Origin of the sequence: Kitasatospora sp. NRRL B-11411, from assembly GCF_000721345.1 — a bacterium.
Classification (GTDB): Bacteria; Actinomycetota; Actinomycetes; order Streptomycetales; family Streptomycetaceae; genus Kitasatospora; species Kitasatospora cineracea.
On the sequence record NZ_JOGH01000039.1, the window covers coordinates 56,356 to 77,503 of the forward strand.

10 protein-coding genes and 1 pseudogene are annotated in these 21,148 nt (G+C 74.3%); 9 read left to right on the forward strand and 2 right to left on the reverse strand.

The window, feature by feature from the left end:
- Positions 1–31: 31 nt before the first annotated feature.
- Positions 32–1,441, reverse strand: coding sequence for a family 2B encapsulin nanocompartment shell protein (locus IH44_RS0119345; protein WP_030460872.1), 1,410 nt, complete (start codon positions 1,439–1,441; stop codon positions 32–34).
- Between the two features lie 303 nt (positions 1,442–1,744).
- On the opposite strand from IH44_RS0119345, the gene IH44_RS0119350 reads away from it, so the two are divergent.
- From IH44_RS0119350 to IH44_RS0119370, 5 genes are all read left to right on the forward strand, one after another.
- Positions 1,745–3,589: an ABC transporter ATP-binding protein gene (locus IH44_RS0119350; protein ID WP_030460873.1), complete on the forward strand. Its 1,845-nt coding sequence runs from the start codon at positions 1,745–1,747 to the stop codon at positions 3,587–3,589.
- A complete protein-coding gene (locus IH44_RS0119355) occupies positions 3,586–5,418 on the forward strand; it encodes an ABC transporter ATP-binding protein (RefSeq protein ID WP_030460874.1) in 1,833 nt (610 codons plus the stop codon). The genes IH44_RS0119350 and IH44_RS0119355 overlap by 4 nt, the downstream gene beginning before the upstream one ends.
- Positions 5,419–5,564: 146 nt before the next feature.
- Complete coding sequence (locus tag IH44_RS0119360; protein WP_030460875.1) at positions 5,565–7,532, forward strand: discoidin domain-containing protein; 1,968 nt, start codon at positions 5,565–5,567, stop codon at positions 7,530–7,532.
- Positions 7,533–7,689: 157 nt separating this feature from the next.
- On the forward strand, positions 7,690–9,453 hold the full coding sequence (locus IH44_RS0119365; protein ID WP_051817068.1) for an ABC transporter ATP-binding protein: 1,764 nt from the start codon (positions 7,690–7,692) through the stop codon (positions 9,451–9,453).
- Positions 9,450–11,195, forward strand: coding sequence for an ABC transporter ATP-binding protein (locus IH44_RS0119370; RefSeq protein WP_030460877.1), 1,746 nt, complete (start codon positions 9,450–9,452; stop codon positions 11,193–11,195). Before IH44_RS0119365 ends, IH44_RS0119370 begins: the two co-directional genes overlap by 4 nt.
- Positions 11,196–11,250: 55 nt before the next feature.
- Here IH44_RS0119370 and glgP read toward each other — a convergent pair whose 3' ends face one another.
- Positions 11,251–13,935 carry an alpha-glucan family phosphorylase gene (glgP, locus tag IH44_RS0119375; RefSeq protein ID WP_030460878.1) on the reverse strand — a complete coding sequence of 895 codons (2,685 nt, stop codon included), beginning with the start codon at positions 13,933–13,935 and terminating at the stop codon, positions 11,251–11,253.
- Between the two features lie 1,057 nt (positions 13,936–14,992).
- Here glgP and IH44_RS0119380 point away from each other — a divergent pair.
- The 4 genes and pseudogenes from IH44_RS0119380 to IH44_RS0119395 form a co-directional block, all read left to right on the forward strand.
- Positions 14,993–16,948: an alpha-1,4-glucan--maltose-1-phosphate maltosyltransferase gene (locus IH44_RS0119380; RefSeq protein ID WP_030460879.1), complete on the forward strand. Its 1,956-nt coding sequence runs from the start codon at positions 14,993–14,995 to the stop codon at positions 16,946–16,948.
- A complete protein-coding gene (gene treS, locus IH44_RS0119385) occupies positions 16,945–18,663 on the forward strand; it encodes a maltose alpha-D-glucosyltransferase (protein ID WP_030460880.1) in 1,719 nt (572 codons plus the stop codon). The genes IH44_RS0119380 and treS overlap by 4 nt, the downstream gene beginning before the upstream one ends.
- Positions 18,664–18,933: 270 nt before the next feature.
- On the forward strand, positions 18,934–20,424 hold the full coding sequence (locus IH44_RS0119390) for a maltokinase (protein WP_232795011.1): 1,491 nt from the start codon (positions 18,934–18,936) through the stop codon (positions 20,422–20,424).
- A gap of 136 nt (positions 20,425–20,560) precedes the next feature.
- Positions 20,561–21,148 (forward strand): annotated as a pseudogene (locus IH44_RS0119395) (1,4-alpha-glucan branching enzyme); the annotation flags it as partial.

Here is a 21,148-nt window from a genome sequence, read left to right on the forward strand (position 1 = left end):
GGCCGCGCGGCCCGGGCCCCGACGGCCGGTCTCAGGACATCGGGTGGTTGACCTCGACGTTCTCCAGCACGCCCAGCGCGTCCGGGACCAGGACCGCGGCCGAGTAGTACGCCGAGACCAGGTAGTTGACCACGGCCTTCTCGTCGATGCCCATGAAGCGGGCGTTCAGGCCGGGTTCGACCTCGTCGGGGAGGCCGACCTGGGTGAGGCCGACCACGCCCTGGTTCTCCTCGCCGGTGCGCACGGCGATGATCGAGGTGGCGCCGGAGCGGACCGGGATCTTGCCGCAGGGCAGCAGCGGCACGCCGCGCCAGGCCGGGACGCGGTGGCCGCCGAACTCCGCGGTGGAGAAGTAGACGCCGCGCCGGTTGGCCTCCCGGCCGAACGCGGCGATCGCCTTGGGGTGGGCGAACAGGTAGTCGGTGTCGCGGCGCATCGCCAGCAGCTCGTCCAGGTCGTCCGGGGTGGGCGCGCCGGAGCGGGTGTGGATCCGCTGGTCGAAGGCGCAGTTGGCGAGCAGGCCGAACTCCGGGTTGTTGACGATCTCGTGCTCCTGGCGCTCGCGCAGCGCCTCGATGGTCAGCCGGAGCTGGTGCTCGGTCTGGTCCATCGGCTTGCTGTACAGGTCGGCGACCCGGCTGTGCACCCGCAGCACCGTCTGGGCGACGCTCAACTCGTACTCGCGGGGCGCGAGTTCGTAGTCGACGAAGGCGGTGGGCAGGTCGTACTCGCCCTCGTGGCCGGCCGACATGCCGATCTCGGCCTCGCCGTGCTGGTTCTGCGCGGCGGCGTGCCCGGCCAGGTGGGCGGCGATCTGCGCCTGCAGGGCCGGGGAGCGGTCCAGCACCTCCTGGAAGGCGGGCCAGGGCAGCGACATCGCGGTGCCCGCGGTGGCGGCCCTGACGCCGTAGGGCCAGCGGCCGTCGGGGACGGTGAGCGCCTCGTCGCCGACGTGGTCGCCGTCGGCGTGCACGGCCAGCACGGTGGGGTCGCCGTACTTGCCGGTGCCGATCCGCTCGACCTTGCCGTGCGCGATCAGGAACACCTCGGCGATCGGGTCGCCCTCGCGCACCAGCACCTCGCCGGCGGTGAACTCGCGCCGCACGAAGCGCTCGGCGAGCTGCTCCAGCACCGCGTCGTCCTCGAAGCCGCGCAGCACCGGGACCTCGCGCAGGGTCGGCGGCACCACCCGGACGTCCGAGCCGGTCTGCGCGAAGCCGACCCGGCCGCGGCCGACCGCGTACGACAGGCGCCGGTTGAGCCGGTAGGTGCCGCCGGAGACGTGCACCCACGGGAGCTTGCGCAGCAGCCAGCGGGAGCTGATCTCCTGCATCTGCGGCTTGGACTTGGTCGTGGTGGCGAGGTTGCGCGCGGCCGTGGTGCTCAGGCTCTGCTGCGGCGCGGCCTGGGCTTCGGGGGCGGGCTGGGTCTCGACCGACATGCGGGTCTCCTGCTGCTCTCCGGTGATCCGGCTGATCCGGCGCGATCACTCACCGGAGATCAGACACCTCCGGCACGGGGGGCCTGCAAGGCTCGGAAGGGCGCGCGACATTCGGATGTTTATGCCCGGGCGCGCCCCGCGCGTCCGGCGCGCGCCCCGGGCCGGCGGCGGGCCCGGGCGGGCCGGGGGGCGCACCCGGCCGGGCGGGTGGGCGGACGCGCCCCCTCCGGCCTGGCCGGTTCTCGCTGACAGGGGCAAAAAACCGGATGAGAAATGTCGGCGGACCGGCCTACCCTCTCGGCGATGGCCGAGAACCAGAACCCCGCTCCGCCCACCCCCGCGGATTCGAACACCCCGTCAACCGACGGCGCATCAGGTTCGCCCGGACCGGTACCCCGGTCCGCGGTGCGCTCGCTGCTGCGCCTGTGGCCCTACGCGCGCGAGGCCCGCTGGCGGATCTTCGGCTCGATGGCCGCCGCCGGGCTCGCCTCGCTCAGCGTGCTGGCCGTCCCGATCGTGCTGCGCCGGATCGTCGACGGCCCGGTCGCCCACCGCAGCATGTCCGGCCTGTGGCCGCTGGCCGGCGCCCTGCTGCTGCTCGGCGTCGCCGAGGCCGTGCTGTTCGGCGTCCGCCGGGTGATCGTGGCCCGCCCGCTGGCGAAGGTGGAGACCCGGCTGCGCGGCGAGCTGTTCGCCAAGCTGCAACGGCTGCCGATCTCCTTCCACGACCGCTGGCCGTCCGGGCAGCTGCTCTCCCGGGCCACCTCGGACCTGTTCGTGCTGCGGCTGTTCCTGGCCTTCCCGCTGGTCTTCCTGGTCGTCAACTCCACCGTCTTCCTGACCGGCACCGCACTGATGTTCGTGCTGGACTGGCGGCTCGCCCTGATCACCCTGCTCCCGGCGATCCCGCTGATGTTCTTCACCCGCCGCTTCGAGGCCGGGTACTCGGCCGCCTCCCGGCTCGCCCAGGACCAGAACGGGGACCTCGCCACCGTGGTCGAGGAGTCGGTGCTCGGCATCCGGATCCTCAAGGCGTTCGGCCGGCACCGCACCATGGCCGAGGAGTTCCGCCGCCACAGCGCCGACCTGCGCGAGACCGAGCTGCGCAAGGCCGGCCTGCTCGGCAACCTGTGGGCGGTCATCGTCGGCCTGCCCGAGCTCGCCCTCGGCGGCGCCCTGGCCGTCGGCGCCGTCCTGGTCGCCCACGACCAGCTCTCGGTCGGCACCCTGGTCGCCTTCCTGTCCACCGCGCTGGCCCTGCGCTGGCCGGTCGAGTCGATCGGCTGGCTGCTCGGCTTCGCCGCCGAGGCCGCCAGCGCCGCCAACCGCTACTTCGAGGTGATGGACGAGCCGGAGCCGGCCGACCCGCCGTCCGGCACCGCCCCGGCCGACGACCGCGGCATCCGCTTCACCGGCGTCCGCTTCCGCTACCCCGACGCGCCCGCCGGCACCCCCGACCTGCTGGCCGGCGTCGACCTGCACGTCCGCCCCGGCGAGACGCTCGCCCTGGTCGGCGCCACCGGCAGCGGCAAGACCACCCTCACCGCGCTGCTCCCCCGGCTGTACGAGCCCACCGCCGGCTCGATCACCCTGGACGGCACCGACCTCCGCGACCTCGACCGCGCCGAGCTGCGCCGCCAGGTCGCCGTCGCGTTCGAGGAGCCGACGCTGTTCTCCGCCACCGTCCGGGAGAACGTCCTGATGGGCGCCCCCGGCGCCGGCCCCGGGCAGGTCGCCGCCGCCCTGGCCACCGCGCAGGCCGGCTTCGTCGACAAGCTCCCCGCGGGCCTGGACACCGAGGTCGGCGAGCAGGGCCTGAGCCTGTCCGGCGGCCAGCGCCAGCGCCTGGCGCTGGCCCGCGCCGTGGTCGGCGAGCCCCGCTTCCTGGTCCTGGACGACCCGCTGTCCGCGCTCGACGTGCACACCGAGGCGCTGGTCGAGCGCGCCCTGCGGCAGGTCCTGGCCGACACCACCGCCCTGGTCGTCGCGCACCGCCCGTCCACGGTGCTGCTCGCCGACCGGGTCGCGCTGCTCGCCGACGGCCGGATCGCCGCCGTCGGCACCCACCAGGAGCTGCTGCGCTCCTGTCCCGCCTACCGGGCCCTGATGTCCGGCGAGCCCGAGCTGGAAGGGGCGCTGGCCCGATGACCACCGCCGTCGCCGAACCCGCCGCCGACGAGGACGACCTGCTCCCGGAGGCCGCCGACGACCAGGACATCCCCGTCCCGCCCGGCGCCCCGCGCGCCCTGCTCGGCTCGCTGCTCGCCCCGCACCGCCGCCGGATCGCCGTCGCGGTGCTCGCCGTGCTGCTCCAGCAGGCCGCCCTGCAGGCCGGGCCGCTGCTGGTCGCCTACGCCATCGACCGCGGCATCCCGGCGCTGCGCGGCCACGACGCCGGCCCGCTGATCGCCGTCACCGCCTCGTACCTGGGCTGCGCGCTGCTCGCCACCCTGCTGCAGCGGGCGTTCATCCGGGTCGCCGCCCGGATCAACCAGGACGTCCTGCTGGACCTGCGCGGCCGGATCTTCCGGCACGCCCAGCGGCTCAGCCTCGACTTCCACGAGCGCTACACCTCCGGCCGGATCATCTCGCGCGCCACCAGCGACGTGGACACCCTGCGCGAGCTGCTCGCCGAGGGCCTGCAGGAACTGCTGATGGTCTGCTTGTCGGTCGGCTACATCACGGTCGTGCTGCTGGTGGTGGACTGGCGCCTGGGCCTGGCCGCGCTGGTCTCCTTCCTGCCGATGTACCTGATCGTCCGGTCCTTCCGGCGCCGCTCCCAGCAGGTCTACCGGCGTTCCCGCACCGCCGTCGCCTCGCTGATCGTCCGCTTCACCGAGACCATGAACGGCATCCGCCCGGTGCAGGCGTTCCGCCGCGAGGCCGCCAACGACAGGGCGTTCGCCACCGTCAACCGGCAGTCCGCCACCGCCACCGCGGACGGCCTGCTGGAGATGGCCCGGTACGTCTTCCTGTCCCGGCTGACGGCCAACGTCTGGATCACCGGCGTGGTCGTGCTCGGCGCCTTCCTGGTCACCGACGGCAGCCTCGAACTCGGCGTGCTGACCGCCTTCGTGCTCTACCTGCGCCGCCTGTACGACCCGATCGACCAGCTGGCGATGTTCCTCAACAGCTACCAGTCCGCGGCCGCCGCGCTGGAGAAGATGGCCGGCCTGCTCGCCCACGAGCCGTCCGTCCCCGAGCCCGCCGAGCCCGCCGAGCTGCCCGCCGCCGCGGGCAAGGGCCGCGAGGTCGCCTTCCGCTCGGTCTCCTTCGCCTACGCCAACGGCAAGCAGGTGCTCCCGCCGTTCGACCTGGTGCTCCCCGCCGGGCGGACCACCGCCGTGGTCGGCGCCACCGGCGCGGGCAAGTCCACCCTGGCCAAGCTGCTCGCCCGCTTCTACGACCCCACCTCCGGCGCCGTCGCCCTCGACGGCGTCGACCTGCGCGAGCTGTCCACCGACGAGCTGCGCGCCAACGTCGTGATGGTGACCCAGGAGTCCTTCCTGTTCTCCGGGACGGTCGCCGAGAACATCGCCGTCGGCAAGCCGGACGCCACCCGCGCCGAGGTCGAGGCCGCGGCCCGGGCGATCGGCGCCCACGCCTTCATCGCCGCCCTGCCCGACGGCTACGACACCGACGTCCGCAAGCGCGGCGGCCGGATCTCGGCCGGCCAGCGCCAGCTGGTCGCCTTCGCCCGCGCCCTGCTCGCCGACCCGGCCGTGCTGATCCTGGACGAGGCCACCTCCTCGCTGGACGTCCCCGGCGAGCAGGCCGTCCAGTACGCCATGCGCACGGTGCTGGCCGGGCGCACCGCGGTGATCATCGCCCACCGCCTGTCCACCGTCGAGATCGCCGACCGGGTCCTGGTGATGGACCAGGGCCGGGTGATCGAGGACGGCACCCCCGCCGCCCTGATCGCGGGCGAGGGCCGCTTCGCCACCCTGCACCGGACCTGGAAGGACAGCCTGGTCTGAGCCCTCCGCACCACTCTTCCAAGCAGACGTCAGTTTTTTGCAATGAACGTCGAACATATTGCCGCCCGGTGTCAACGCCGTTACGCTCCCGGTCCGTTGGGTCGAGGACCTGACAAGGTGTCGGTCAACCGGGCGGAGGCAACGGCATGGTGGTATCCCGACGGACGTTCCTGCAGGCGGCGACGGCGGCCGGCGCGCTCGGGGCGACGGGCCTGGGCCTCGGCCTCGGCCCCGGCGCGGGCACGGCGCACGCCGCGAGCGCGCCGGGCGACGTGGTCGGCAAGGTGACGGTCGGCTACCAGGGCTGGTTCGCCTGCCCGGGCGACGGCGCGCCGATCAACGGCTGGTGGCACTGGGCCCGGAACTGGGGCGCCGCCCCCTCCCCGTCGAACAGCTCGATCGTCGCCTGGCCGGACGTCCGCGACTACCCGAAGGCGTACGCCACCGCCTTCCCGAACCTGAACAACGGTCAGCAGGCGTCCCTGTTCTCGTCCTACGACCAGTCCACGGTCGACGTGCACTTCCGCTGGATGAAGCAGTACGGCATCGACACCGCCGCCCTGCAGCGCTTCAACCCGACCGGCGGCGAGGGCCCGACCCGGGACGCGATGGCGGCCAAGGTGCGCAGCGCGGCGGAGTCGCAGGGCGTCAAGTTCTACGTCATGTACGACGTCTCGGACTGGACGACCATGCAGTCCGACATCAAGGCCGACTGGACGGGCAAGATGCGCGCCCACACCGCCTCGTCCGCGTACGCCCGGCAGAACGGCAGGCCGGTGGTGTGCATCTGGGGCTTCGGCTTCAACGACAACCAGCGCCCGTTCACCCCGGACCAGTGCCTGGACGTGCTCAACTGGTTCAAGGCGCAGGGCTGCTACGTGATCGGCGGGGTGCCGACCTGGTGGCGCACCGGCGACCGGGACTCCCGGGCCGGCTTCTCGGACGTCTACCACGCCTTCGACATGCTCTCGCCGTGGCTGGTCGGCCGGATCGGCAGCGCGGCGGACGCCGACAACTTCTACACCGTGGCGACCGTCCCGGACCTGGCGGAGTGCACCGCGCACGGCATCGACTACCAGCCGTGCGTGCTGCCCGGCGGGGTGGGCGACCGGCAGCGGGCGCACGGCGACTTCATGTGGCGGCAGTTCTACAACATGGCCCGGGCCGGGGTGGCGTCCGCCTACGTCTCGATGTTCGACGAGTACAACGAGGGCAACCAGATCGCCAAGACCGCCGAGTCCCAGGCCTGGGTCCCGGCCGGGTCCGGGTTCCTGGCGCTGGACGAGGACGGCACGGCCTGCTCCTCGGACTACTACCTGCGGCTGACCGGCGACGGCGGCCGGATGCTCAAGGGGCAGCTGCCGGTGACGGCGGCCCGCCCGACCCCGCCGCTCCCGACCGCCCCGGACACCACCGCCCCGAGCGCGCCGGGCGGCCTGCGGGTGACCGGGCAGAGCGACAGCACGGTCTCGCTGGCCTGGAACGCCGCCACCGACGACGTGGGCGTCACCGGCTACCGGGTCCTGCTCGGCGACGCGGTCGCGGCCACCACCGCCGCGACCTCGCTCACCGTCACCGGCCTGTCCCCCTCGACCGCGTACAACTTCACCGTCCGGGCCCTGGACGCGGCGGGCAACGTCTCCGCCCCCTCCGGCCAGGTCAGCGCGACCACCTCCGCCGCCACCGTCCCCACCGGCAACCTGGCGCTGCACCGGCCCGCCGCGGAGAGCAGCCACACCCAGGGCTATGCCGCGGGCAACGCGGTGGACGGCGACCCGAACAGCTACTGGGAGAGCGCCAACAACGCCTTCCCGCAGTGGCTGCAGACCGACCTGGGCTCGGCCCTGCCGGTGCGCCGGGTCGTCCTCTCCGTCCCGCCCGCCGCCGCCTGGACCGCCCGCACCCAGACCGTGGAACTCCAGGGCAGCGCCGACGGAACCGCCTTCACCCGCCTGCTGCCGCCCACCGGCTACCTCTTCGACCCGGCGAGCGGCAACACCGCGACGCTCACCCTCCCCTCCGGGACGAGCACCCGCCACCTGCGCCTGGTGTTCACCGCGAACACCGGCTGGCCGGCCGGCCAGGTCGCCGAACTCCAGGTCTACGCCGCGTAGTCCGGCTCGACGCGGCGCCGCCCCGCCCCCCATTGGCGTCACCATGACGCCAATGGGGGGCGGGCGGTTCCGCGGAGCCCCCGGCGCGGCCGGAACGGTCCCACCGGCGGCGAATTCGATCGCCCGCCCCCGCACCGGGCCGCTAGCCTCCCCCTCCGTGAACGATCCGACGGCCGGCGACCCCGGCGAACCCGACGTCCGCAGTCCGTTGCGCTTCCTGGTGTGGCTGGCCACCAGCCAGCTGCGCCGCTCGCTGGCCGGCACCTGCTACGGCACCGCCTGGATGCTCGGCCTGACCGTCCAGCCCTACCTGCTCTCCCGCGCGGTGGACGACGGCCTGCGCACCGGGCGGACCGGCCCGGCCCTCGGCTGGGCCGCCGCGATGCTCGCCTTCGGCCTGCTCAGCGCCGCGCTCGCCTGGCACCGCCACCGCGTGATGACGCTGATCCGCAACGACGCCACCTTCCGCACCGTCGCCGTGGTGCTGCGGCACAGCACCCGCCTGGGCGCGGCACTGCCCCGGCAGGTGACCGCGGGCGAGGTGGTCACCATCGGCATCTCCGACGTGGTCCGGATGTCCCTGGCGCTGACCTTCGTCGGGCCGGGCGTCGGCGCGGCGGTCTGCTACCTGACGATCGCCGTGCTGCTGTTCGCGCTCTCCCCGCTGCCGGCCCTGATCGTCCTGCTCGGCCTGCCGCTGCTCGTCCTGGCGCTGCGCCCGCTGCTCTCCCGCCAGCAGCACGTCGAGGACGCCTACCGCGACCACCAGGCCCGCCTGACCGCCCGCTTCGAGGACCTGGCGGGCGGGCTGCGGGTGCTCAACGGCCTCGGCGGCAAGGACGCGTACGCGGCCCGCTACCGGGAGGACTCCCGGCGGCTGCGCGCCGCGGGCTACCGGGTCGGCGCCGTCACCAGCTGGATCCAGGCCCTCGGCACCGGCCTGCCCGTGCTGCTGCTGGCCGCCGTGACCTGGCTCGGCGCCCGGCTCGCCGTCGCCGGCGAGCTGACCCCCGGCCAGCTCGCCGCGGTCTTCGGGTACACCGCGGTGCTGATCGTCCCGGTCTACTTCCTGCTGGAGAACACCCAGGAGATCGGCCGCGCCCTGGTGAGCGCCCGCCGGGTGGTGGCCTTCCTCACCCTCGCCCCGGAACCGGACCTCGGCACCACCGAACCGCCTTCCGGGCAGGCCGAGTTGGCCGACCCCGAGTCCGGCGTCCGGCTGGCCCCCGGCACCCTGAACGTGCTCGCCTGCGCCCGCCCGGCCGAGAGCGCCGCCGTCGCCGAACGGCTCGCCCGGCTCACCCCCGGCACCGCCGCCGAGTGGGGCGGCACCCCGCTCACCGACCTGCCGCTGACCGCCGTCCGCGACCGGATCGCCCTGGCCGAGAACGAGGCCGCCCTGTTCGCGGGCACCCTGCGCGAGACCGTCCGGGGCCGCACCGGGGCCGGTGACGCCGTCCTGCTGGCCGCGATCGACGCGGCCGCCGCCCGCGACGTGCACGACGCGCTGCCCGGCGGCCTGGACGCCCCGCTGGCCGCCGACGGCCGCAACCTCTCCGGCGGCCAGCGCCAACGCCTGCGCCTGGCACGGGCGTTGACCGCCGACCCGGAGGTGCTGCTGGCCGTCGAGCCGACCTCCGCGGTGGACGCCCACACCGAGGCCGCGATGGCCGCCGGGCTGCGCACCGCCCGCACCGGCCGGACCACCCTGCTCACCTCCACCTCCCCGCTGCTGCTCGACCGCGCCGACGCCGTGCACTACCTGGTCGACGGCAAGGTCGCCGCCACCAGCACCCACCGCGAGCTGCTCCGCACCCAGTCCGGCTACCGCGCCCTGGTCAGCCGCGACACCGGCGCCCGTCCCGAGCCCACCGCCGGCCCCGCCGCCCGCCCCGAAACCCCCGCCGAGGAAGCCAGTTGAGCACCCTGCCGATCGCCTCCCCCCGCCAGGTCCGGCGGGCCGCCGCCGCCCTGGTCCGCTCCGACGGCCGGGCCTTCGCCGCCGTGCTGGCCCTCAACGCCGCGGCCGCCCTGCTCGGCCTGGCCGGGCCCTGGCTGCTGGGCCGGATCATCGACCGGGTCCGGGCCGGGGCCACCACCGGCGACGTCGACCGGATCGGCCTGCTGCTGCTCGGCTGCGCCCTGGCCCAGATCCTGCTGAGCCGCCAGGCCCGCTACCTGGGACACCGGTTCGGCGAGCGCTGCGCCGCCAAGGTCCGCGAGCAGCTGCTCGACCGGGTCCTCGCCCTGCCCGCGGGCACCGCCGAGCGCGCGGGCACCGGCGACCTCACCTCCCGCGGCACCGCCGACTCCACCGCCGTCGGCGAGACCCTGCGGGACGCCGCGCCCGAACTGCTGGTGGCCTGCGCGCAGATCCTGTTCATCCTCGGCGCGATCCTCGTCGTCAGCCCGCTGCTGGGCGGCTGCGGCCTGCTCGGCGTCGTCGGCATCGCGCTCGCCTCCCGCTGGTACCTGCGCCGCTCCCGCCCGGCCTACCTCGCCGACCGGGCGGCGACCGCGGGCCTGGCCGAGACCCTCTCCGCGACCGCGCACGGCGCCCGCACCGTGGACGCCCTCGGCCTGGGCCCGGTGCGCCTGGCCGCCGGGCGGGCGGCCGTCGCCGAGGCGCACCGGGCCCGGATGCGCACCCTGTACCTGCGGCTGCGGTTCTTCGCCGCCGTCAACGTCTCGTACGCCGTCCCGGCCGCGCTGGTCCTCCCGCTGGGCGCCGTGCTGGTCGCCCACGGCGCCGTCACCCCGGGCGCCGCCGTCGCCACCGCGCTGTACCTGCAGCGCATCGTGGACCCGCTGGACACCGTGGTCATCCTGCTGGAGGGCCTGCAGAACAGCACCGCCGCGTACGCCCGGGTCGAGGGCCTGGCCCCGGCGCCCGCGTCCGTCCCCGCGCAGGGCGGTGGCCCGGCCCCCGCGCAGGAACCCGCCGACGACCGGATCCGGGTCAGCGGCGTCCACTACGCCTACCCGGACGGGCCGGACGTCCTGCACGGCCTGGACCTCGACCTGACCCCGGGCGAGCGGCTGGCCGTGGTCGGCCCCTCCGGCTCCGGCAAGACCACCCTCGGCCGCCTGCTGGCCGGCATCGAGCGCCCCCGGGCCGGCCGCGTCACCGTCGGCGGCGTCCCGCTCGCCGACCTCGCGCCGGAGCGGCTGCGCCGCCAGGTCGTGCTGGTCACCCAGGAGCACCACGTCTTCCTCGGCACCGTGCGCGACAACCTGCGGATCGCCGCCCCCGGGGCCGGGGACGCGGCGCTCACCGCCGCGCTGGACGCGGTCGGCTGGCAGCACGACCTGCCCGACGGCCTGGACACCGAGCTCGGCCCCGCCGCGACCCGGCTCGACGGCGCCCGGGCCCAGCAGCTCGCCCTGGCCCGGGTCATCCTCGCCGACCCGCACACCCTGGTCCTGGACGAGGCCACCGCCCTGCTCGACCCGGCCACCGCCCGCCACACCGAGCGGGCGCTGGCCGCCGCGCTGGCCGGCCGCACCGTGATCGCCATCGCGCACCGGCTGCACACCGCGCACGACGCCGACCGGGTGGCCGTCCTGGCCGGGGGCCGGCTCACCGCGCTGGGCCCGCACGAGGACCTGCTCGCCGAACGGGGCCCGTACGCCGACCTCTGGCACACCTGGCGCACGCCATGACGGCGGGACGCCGGGGGCGTGCGGCCCCCGGCGTCCCCGCTCGTGCGCCGGACGGCTACCTGAGCACCCCCGCGTCCATCCCGCCGGCCTCCACCGGGACGGCCAGCAGGCCGAGCTCGGCGACCGAGGCGAGCCGGGGGTGGGTGGGCAGGATCCGGACGGTGTAGCCGAACGGGCCGGTGCGGGAGAGTTCGAGGTGGCCCTCGTAGCGGATCCGGCCGTCCAGGTCGGTGCCGCCGCCCGCGGGCTTGAGGGCGAGCGTGCCGGCCTCGGAGATCCGGTCGCTCTCGTCGACCCGCCCGGAGACCACCTGCACCTCGACGTCCTCGGGCCGCAGCCGGCCGAGGTTGACCTGGACCCGCAGGGCCAGCGTCGCGCCGAGCTCCTGCGCCTCGCCCGCCCCGTCCGCCTCGACGTGCTCGACCCGCACCGCGGGCCACGCCTCCCGGACGCCGGCCTTCCAGCCCGCCAGCGCCTTCGCGGCGGCGTAGTCGCCCGCGTCGCCCGCGAGCCGCCGCCGGGCCGCGGCGGCCGGCGCGTACAGCCGCTCGACGTACTCGCGGACCATCCGCCCGGCCAGCACCTTCGGGCCGAGGGTGACCAGGGTGTGCCGGACCATGGAGATCCACCGGTGCGGGAGGGCGTCCGCGCCGCGGTCGTAGAACCGGGCGGCGACCTGGTGCTCGATCAGGTCGTAGAGCGCGGCGGCCTCGATGTCGTCGCGCCGCTCGGCCTCCTTGCTCTCCGGGTCGACCACGCCCTCCCCGGTGCCGCCGTCGGCGGTGGGGATGGCCCAGCCGTTCTGGCCGTCGTACCACTCGTCCCACCACCCGTCGAGGATGGACAGGTTGAGGCAGCCGTTCAGCGCGGCCTTCATCCCGGAGGTGCCGCAGGCCTCCAGCGGGCGCAGCGGGTTGTTCAGCCAGACGTCGCAGCCGGGGTACAGCGTCTTGGCCATCGCCATGTCGTAGTCGGGCAGGAAGACGATCCGGTGCCGCACCGCGGGGTCGTCGGCGAACGCGACCAGTTGCTGGATCAGCCGCTTGCCGCCGTCGTCGGCCGGGTGCGCCTTGCCCGCGATGACGATCTGCACCGGCCGCTCGGGGTCGAGCAGCAGCGCCCGCAGCCGGGCCGGGTCGCGCAGCATCAGGGTGAGCCGCTTGTACGAGGGGACCCGGCGGGCGAAGCCGATGGTCAGCACGTCGGGGTCGAGGACGCTGTTCGTCCAGCCCAACTCGGCCTCCCCGGCGCCGCGTTGGCGCCAGGAGGCGCGCAGCCGGCGGCGGGCCTCGTCGACCAGCTGGGCGCGCAGCGAGCGGCGCAGCTCCCAGACCTCGGCGTTGCCGATCCGCTCCAGGCCGGTCCACTGCTCGGCGGTGCCGACGGCCATCGCGTGCTCGGCGCGCTCCTGGCCGATCTCGGTGGCGCCGAGCCGGACGACGGCGGGGTCGATCCAGGTGGGGGCGTGCACGCCGTTGGTGATCGAGGTGATCGGGACCTCGGGCGCGTCGAAGCCGGGCCACAGGCCGCGGAACATCTCCCGGCTGACGGCGCCGTGCAGGGTGGAGACGCCGTTGGCGCGCTGGGCCAGCCGCAGGCCCATCGCGGCCATGTTGAACAGCTTGGGGTCGCCGCCGCTCCAGCTCTCCGCGCCGAGCGCGAGCACCCGGTCGACCGGGACGCCGGGCAGCGCGGCGTCGCCGCCGAAGTGCCGGGCGACCAGCTCGCGGTCGAAGCGGTCGATGCCGGCGGGCACCGGGGTGTGGGTGGTGAACACGGTGCCGGCCCGGACGGCCTCCAGCGCGTCGGCGAAGCCGAGCCCGGGGTGGGCGGCGGTGAGTTCGGCGATCCGTTCCAGGCCGAGGAAGCCGGCGTGGCCCTCGTTGGTGTGGAAGACCTCGGGTTCGGGGTGGCCGGTGAGCCGGCAGTAGGTGCGGACGGCGCGGACGCCGCCGATGCCCAGCAGTATTTCCTGCAGCAGCCGGTGCTCACTGCCGCCGCCGTAGAGCCGGTCGGTGACGTCGCGTTCGGCGGGGCTGTTGGCCTCGACGTCGGAGTCGAGCAGCAGCAGCGGGACCCGGCCGACCTGGGCCCGCCAGACCTGGGCGGCCAGGGTGCGGCCGCCGGGCAGGGCGAGGTCGATCCGGCAGGGGGTGCCGTCGGGCTCGCGGAGCAGGGTGACGGCGAGCGCGTCGGGGTCGAGCAGCGGGTAGCGCTCCTGCTGCCAGCCGTCCCGGTCGAGGGACTGCCGGAAGTAGCCGTGCCGGTAGAACAGGCCGACGCCGACGAGCGGCACGCCGAGGTCGGAGGCCGCCTTGAGGTGGTCGCCGGCCAGGATGCCGAGGCCGCCGGAGTACTGCGGCAGGGCCGCGGCGATGCCGTACTCGGGGGAGAAGTAGGCGACGGCGGCGGGCAGCTCGCCGTCCGGACCTGCGGGGTCGCTCGCGCCCTGGTACCAGCGCGGGGCGGTGAGGTAGTCGCGCAGTTCGTCGGACAGGTCGCCGAGGCGGCGCAGGAAGCGCCGGTCGCCGGCCAGCGCGGCGAGTCTGGCGGCGGGGACTTCGCCGAGCAGTCGGACCGGGTCCTCTCCGACGGCGGCCCAGACGTCCGGGTCGACGGAGCGGAACAGCTCCCTCGTCTCGGGGTGCCAGGACCAGCGGAGGTTCAGCGCGAGCTCGTGCAGTGGCTGCAGTTGTTCGGGCAGGACAGTGCGGACGGTGAACCTGCGGATTGCCTTCACGGCATGGAGCGTAGCCCCGGTCGTGCGCCTGACGGGGCGTCAACTGGCGGGCGGCACACCCGTTCGGAGCAGCGTTGAGATCGTTCCGGGCGCGTGGTGGCAAATCCCGGCGCGCGGGGGGCGCACGCTGGGAAAAGACGCGCCGTCAGGTGTGAACTTCTGGGAACGGAGGTGTTGCGGGTGGCTTCCGCACTGCGACATAGCGGCTTAAAGAGCGCGCCAACCCGCGCACAGCCCTTGCCGGTGGTGCGAGGATGCAACAAGGTCGTGAGTGCCGCTGGTGCGCGATCGGGTGGTCGCCCCTGCTGCCTCGGCCGCTGCATGTCCTGTTCGACGAACCCTCACACTCCTTAGCCCATTCGGCCCCAGTCGCCGCTACTTCGCGTGTCCTTGTTCCCTGCCGGGTCGTTTTTCCGATGGGTTGGGTCACGCAGGGGGCGTGCATCGAGCGACGCGCGCCGGGACACGTGCGTCCGGCTCGGCGCGCCGCCGGGTGGCCGCGGCCGGTGGGCGGAGTTGCCGGGTCCGTCCGTACGGACAGGCTCCGACCGCACGTCCTTCCTCACCCAGTAGTCCTCCCGGCACTCCCCCGGCGCCTCCGCCGCGGGAGCTGCCGCCGATCTCGGGCAGGAGCATTGGCATGCACGGCGACACGCGGGACCAGTCCACGGTGCCGACGGACCACACACCCGACACTCCGTCGGCCGGGGAGCCCCCGGTACCGGCCCCGCGCATCGGCGCGGCCCGCCGGAAGGCCGCCGAACCGGCCGTGAAGCGGGCCGCGGGCACCCCCCGCAAGGCCGCGGCGAAACGGACCACCACCGTCCGGTCCACCGGCACCGCGGCCGCCGGACCGGCTGCCGCGGAAGCCGTCGCGGAAGCCGTCGCCGCGACGGCCGCTGACGGCCCGTCGGCCGGGCCCGCCCGGAAGAGGACCACCCGGAAGACCACCGGTTCCACCGGACCCACCGCCGAGACCGGCACCGAACCCCCCGCGCGTCCGGCCGCCAAGCGCGCCGCCGCCCGTCCCGCCCGCAAGACGACAGAGAGCGACACCGTGATCGGCCGCATCCCCGTGCTTGACGTGTCCCCCCTGGTCGACGCCGGCCGGCGGCCGGCCAAGGCCGTGGAGGGGGAGCGCTTCCTGGTCTCGGCCACGGTGTTCCGCGAGGGCCACGACGCGGTCGGCGCCAACGTGGTACTGCGCGACCCGCGCGGGCGCTCCGGCCCGTGGACGCCGATGCGCGAGCTGTCCGAGGGCAGCGACCGCTGGGGCGCGTACGTCACGCCGACCGCCCCGGGCCGCTGGTCGTACCTGGTGGAGGCGTGGTCCGACCCGGTGGCGACCTGGCGCAAGCACGCGGCGGTGAAGCTCCCGGCCGGGATCGACACCGCGCTGGTGCTGGAGGAGGGCGCGCAGCTGCTGGAGCGGGCGGCCGCCGGGGTGCCGAAGAAGGACGGCCGGGCCCAGGTGCTGGCGGCGGTGGACGCGCTGCGCGACACCGGCCTGCCGCCGCTGAGCCGCTACGCGGCGGCGCTGGACCCGGAGGTGACGGCGCTGCTGGCCCGCCACCCGCTGCGGGAGCTGGTTTCGGCCACCCGTTCGCAGCCGCTGCAGGTGGACCGCAAGCGGGCGCTGTTCGGCTCCTGGTACGAGTTCTTCCCGCGCTCGGAGGGCGCGGTGGTCGACCCGTCGGGCGTCGAGCCGCCGGTGTCGGGCACCTTCCGCACCGCCGCCGAGCGGCTGCCCGCGGTGGCCGCGATGGGCTTCGACGTGGTCTACCTGCCGCCGGTCCACCCGATCGGCCGGGCCCACCGCAAGGGCCCGGACAACGCGCTGACGGCCGGTCCGCGGGACGTCGGCTCGCCGTGGGCGATCGGCTCCCCCGAGGGCGGGCACGACGCCGTCCACCCGGACCTGGGCACCATCGAGGACTTCGACCACTTCGTGGCCGAGGCGGGCGCGCTGGGCCTGGAGGTGGCGCTGGACTTCGCGCTGCAGTGCTCGCCGGACCACCCGTGGGTGCACAAGCACCCGGAGTGGTTCAGCCACCGCGCGGACGGCACCATCGCGTACGCGGAGAACCCGCCGAAGAAGTACCAGGACATCTACCCGGTCAACTTCGACCAGGACTTCGACGGGATCGTCCGCGAGACGGTGCGGATCCTGCGGTTCTGGATGGGCCACGGGGTGCGGATCTTCCGGGTCGACAACCCGCACACCAAGCCGGTCAACTTCTGGGAGAAGGTCCTCGCGGACATCGCCCGCACCGACCCCGACGTGCTGTTCCTGGCCGAGGCGTTCACCCGCCCGGCGATGATGCACACCCTGGGCAAGATCGGCTTCCACCAGTCCTACACCTACTTCACCTGGCGCAACACCAAGGCCGAACTCACCGAGTACCTCACCGAGCTGACCGGCGAGGCCGCCGCGTACATGCGGCCGAACTTCTTCGCCAACACCCCGGACATCCTGCCCGAGTACCTGCAGCACGGCGGCCCGGCCGCGTTCGCGGTGCGCGCCGTGCTGGCGGCCGCGCTGTCGCCGACCTTCGGGGTGTACGCGGGCTTCGAGCTGTTCGAGGGCGAGGCCGCGGCGCCCGGCTCGGAGGAGTACCTGCACTCGGAGAAGTACGAGCTGCGCCCGCGCGACTGGTCCCGGCAGGACTCGCTCGCGCCGCTGCTGACCGCCCTGAACCGGCTGCGCCGCCGCCACCCCGCGCTCCAGCAGCTGCGGGACCTGCGCTTCCACCCCGTGGACAACGAGCGGATCATCGCGTTCTCCAAGACCGCCGTCACCGAGGACGGCCTGGAGGACCGGGTGATCTGCGTGGTCAACCTGGACCCGCACCACGTCCAGGAGGCCACGGTGACGCTCGACGCGCCGGGGCCGCTGACGGTGCACGACGAGCTGACCGGCGCCACCTACGCCTGGGGCCGTCACAACTACGTCCGGCTCGATCCCTCTTCCGGGCCGGCCCACCTCCTCACGGTTCGGAGGAACCCGCAGTGACAGTCAACGAGCCCGTCCCCGACACCTTCGCCGACACCCCCGCCCGGGACCGCGACCCCGAGTGGTTCAAACGCGCGGTCTTCTACGAAGTGCTGGTGCGCTCGTTCCAGGACAGCAACGGCGACGGCGTGGGCGACCTCAAGGGGCTCACCTCGCGGCTCGACTACCTCCAGTGGCTGGGGGTGGACTGCCTCTGGCTGCCCCCGTTCATGAACTCCCCGCTGCGGGACGGCGGTTACGACGTCTCGGACTACCAGTCGGTGCTCCCCGAGTTCGGCAACCTGGCCGACTTCGTGGAGTTCGTCGACGCGGCGCACGCCCGCGGCATGCGGGTGATCATCGACTTCGTGGTCAACCACACCAGCGACCAGCACGCGTGGTTCCAGGCGTCCCGCAACGACCCGGACGGCCCGTACGGCGACTTCTACATGTGGGCCGACGACGACAAGCAGTACCCGGACGCCCGGATCATCTTCGTCGACACCGAGTCCTCGAACTGGACGTTCGACCCGGTCCGCAAGCAGTACTACTGGCACCGCTTCTTCAGCCACCAGCCGGACCTGAACTACGACAACCCGCAGGTGCAGGAGGAGGTGATGGCCGCGCTGAAGTTCTGGCTGGACCTCGGCATCGACGGCTTCCGCCTCGACGCGGTGCCGTACCTGTACGCCCGCGAGGGCACCAACTGCGAGAACCTTCCGGAGACCCACGACTTCCTGCGGCGGGTCCGCAAGGAGATCGACGCCAACTACCCGGACACCGTGCTGCTGGCCGAGGCCAACCAGTGGCCGGAGGACGTGGTCGACTACTTCGGCGACTTCGGCTCCGGCGGCGACGAGTGCCACATGGCGTTCCACTTCCCGGTGATGCCGCGGATCTTCATGGCGGTCCGCCGGGAGTCCCGCTACCCGGTCTCCGAGATCCTGGCGAAGACCCCGGAGATCCCCTCGGGCTGCCAGTGGGGCATCTTCCTGCGCAACCACGACGAGCTGACCCTGGAGATGGTCACCGACGAGGAGCGCGACTACATGTACGCGGAGTACGCGAAGGACCCGCGGATGCGGGCCAACGTGGGCATCCGCCGCCGGCTCTCCCCGCTGCTGGAGAACGACCGCAACCAGGTCGAGCTGTTCACCGCGCTGCTGCTCTCGCTGCCCGGCTCGCCGGTGCTGTACTACGGCGACGAGATCGGCATGGGCGACAACATCTGGCTCGGCGACCGGGACGGCGTGCGCACCCCGATGCAGTGGACGCCGGACCGCAACGCGGGTTTCTCGTCCGCCGACCCGGGCAGGCTCAGTCTGCCGCCCATCATGGATCCGGTGTACGGCTTTCAGGTGACCAACGTCGAGGCGCAGCAGAGCAGTTCGAGTTCGCTGCTGCACTGGACGCGTCGCATGATCGAGATCCGAAAGCTCAATCCCGCGTTCGGCCTCGGCAGCTACACCGAGCTGCCCTCCAGCAACCCCGCGGTGCTGGCCTTCGTGCGCGAGTACGAGGGCGACCTGGTCATGTGCGTGAACAACTTCTCGCGGTTCGCGCAGCCGACCGAACTCGACCTGCGGCAGTTCGGGGGGCGGTACCCGGTCGAGCTGATCGGCGGCGTGCGCTTCCCCACCATCGGCGAATGGCCGTACCTGCTGACGCTGGCCGGCCACGGGTTCTACTGGTTCCAGTTGCGCCAGTCCCGGACGAAGCCGTCCGGGTCCCGGTAGCGGCCGGACCGCCTCAGCACGTCCACGAAGTAACGATCCCTCAGGCCCCGAACGGGACGTCTCCCTCCGCCGGGCGCGCGGGAATTCCCGCGCGCCCCCGGAGGTCTTCGCACCACCGCGTACGGAGAACAGCCCAACGGCCACCCACACGAAGGCGTGACACCGAGTCGCTGCTCGCGTGCCGTCGCCGCCGCGCCGCCGAAATCCGGAAGACTGCTGGGCCCGGCCACGATTCGTCGGGCGTCCGCCCGCTTCCGGGGAAAGGGAGTCATGTCCGAACCCTCCCGTTCTCAAGCCCACGTGCACCGTGAGCCCTCCGACGCCGCCACCGGGCCGGTCGGAACGCGCACACCGGGGGTCCGGAGAACCGCCGCCGGAGTCGGCGAACTGGTCCAGGCGGCGCTGCCGCTGATCGCCGAGTGGCTTCCCACCCAGCGCTGGTACGCCGGCAAGGGCCGGCCGATCGCCGCGCTCACCCCGGTGGTCGGCACCCCGCTGCAGGTCGGCGACCCCGCCCTGCTGCACCTGCTGCTGCGGGTCGAGCACGGCGGCTCCTCCGCCGGCCCGGGGGACGTCTACCAGCTGCTGCTGGGCATCCGCTCCGAGCAGCCCGCCTCGGTCGGCCCGATGGCGGTGCTGGGCCGGCTGACCGGCGGCACCTACGACGGGGCGACGCTGTACGACGCGGTGCACGACCCGGAGCTGACCGGCCGACTGCTGGAGCACCTGGCCACCGGCGACCGGTTCGGCTCGCTGTCCTTCCGCCGCACCCCCGGCCCCGGCCTGCCGGGCAACCTGCCGGGGCGGGCGTCGACCGCCGAGCAGTCCAACTCCTCGGTGATCTACGACACCGCGTTCATCCTCAAGCTGTTCCGCCGGATCAGTCCGGGCACCAACCCCGACCTGGAACTGTCCCTGGCGCTGTCCCGGGCCGGCTCGACCCGCATCCCCCGGGTCGCCGCCTGGTTCGAGTGCCGGCTGGAGCGCTCCGAGCCCGCCACCCTGGGCCTGCTGCAGCGCTACCTGGCCGACGCCGAGGACGGCTGGGAGCTGGCCCTCGACCAGGTCGCCCGGCTCAAGGGCGACCCCTCGCCCGGCAACTTCGCCATCGAGGCGCACCGGCTCGGCCGGGCCACCGCCGAGGTGCACCGGGTGCTGGCCCGCACCATGCCGACCACCCGGCTGGACCGGGCCCGGATCGCCGAACTGGCCGACGCGATGTCCGGCCGGCTGGACTCCGCGGTCGCCGCCGTGCCCGGCCTGATGCGCTACCGCCCGGCGCTGCGCGCCGCGTTCCAGCAGCTCACCGAGGCCCACCTGGACGGCCTGCTGGTCCAGCGGATCCACGGTGACCTGCACCTGGGCCAGGCGATGCGCACCCCGCAGGGCTGGGTGCTGCTGGACTTCGAGGGCGAGCCGGCCAAGCCGCTGGCCGAGCGCCGCCTGCCGCAGCCCGCGCTGCGGGACGTCGCCGCGATGCTCCGCTCCTTCGACTACGCGGCCGCCCACCTGCTGGCCGGCGCCCCCGGCCAGGACCCGGAGCTCGCCCTGCTGGCCTCCGCCTGGGCCTCCCGCAACCGGGCCGCGTACTGCGCGGGCTACACCGCGGGCGGCGGCGTCGACCCGACCGGCGCGCCGGAGCTGATGCGCGCGCTGGAGATCGACAAGGCGGTGTACGAGGTGGTGTACGAGGCCCGGCACCGGCCGAGCTGGCTGCCGATCCCGCTGGCCGCGATCAACCGCCTGGCCGACTCCGTCTGACCCGCGCCCGGCCGCCCCTCCGGCGGCCGGGCGAGCCGCCCCTCCCCCGCACCCGTCGCACCTCCAACTCACTTACCCAGCAAGCCAGTTCCCCCGCGTCCCCGCGCAAGGCACCCCGATCCTGGAGGATTCCGCCGTGACCCCGCTCGGTCCGCTCGACCCGTCCGCCGACCGCCAACCGGCCGTCCCGGCCACGTTCCGGAGCGGTCCGCGCAGCAAGGCCACCGCCGGGCGGCCCGCTGCGAAGTCCGCCGCGAAGGCCCCGGCCAAGGCGCCCGCGAAGGCGCCCGCGAAGTCCGCCGCGGCGAAGCAGCCGGCCGCCCGGGCGGGTGCGGCGGGTGCCGCCCCGGCCACGGCGCGGCCGGCGGGCGCCGGGGGCGCGCTGCGGCTGCCGGAGGCCCCGCTGCCACCGGCCGAGGTGGAGCGGCTGGTGTCCGGCGCGCACCACGACCCGCACGCCCTGCTGGGCGCGCACGAGCTGCCGACGGGCACCGCGATCCGGGTGCTGCGGCCGTTCGCGGAGCGGGTGGTGGTGGAGACCGAACTGGGCCCGGCGGAGCTGACGCACCAGCAGGGCGGCCTGTTCACCGGCCTGCTGACCGGGCAGAGCTTCCCGCGCTACACCCTGCGGGTGACGTATCCGGGCGGTGAGCCGCTGGTGCAGGAGGACGGCTACCGGCTGGCCCCGACGCTGGGCGAGCTGGACCTGCACCTGATCCGCGAG

Coding starts and splice junctions, on each gene's coding strand:
- IH44_RS0119345 (WP_030460872.1), bottom strand. CDS start 1,441: ATGTCGGTCGAGACCCAGCCCGCCCCCGAAGCCCAGGCCGCGCCGCAG.
- IH44_RS0119350 (WP_030460873.1), top strand. CDS start 1,745: ATGGCCGAGAACCAGAACCCCGCTCCGCCCACCCCCGCGGATTCGAAC.
- IH44_RS0119355 (WP_030460874.1), top strand. CDS start 3,586: ATGACCACCGCCGTCGCCGAACCCGCCGCCGACGAGGACGACCTGCTC.
- IH44_RS0119360 (WP_030460875.1), top strand. CDS start 5,565: ATGGTGGTATCCCGACGGACGTTCCTGCAGGCGGCGACGGCGGCCGGC.
- IH44_RS0119390 (WP_232795011.1), top strand. CDS start 18,934: ATGTCCGAACCCTCCCGTTCTCAAGCCCACGTGCACCGTGAGCCCTCC.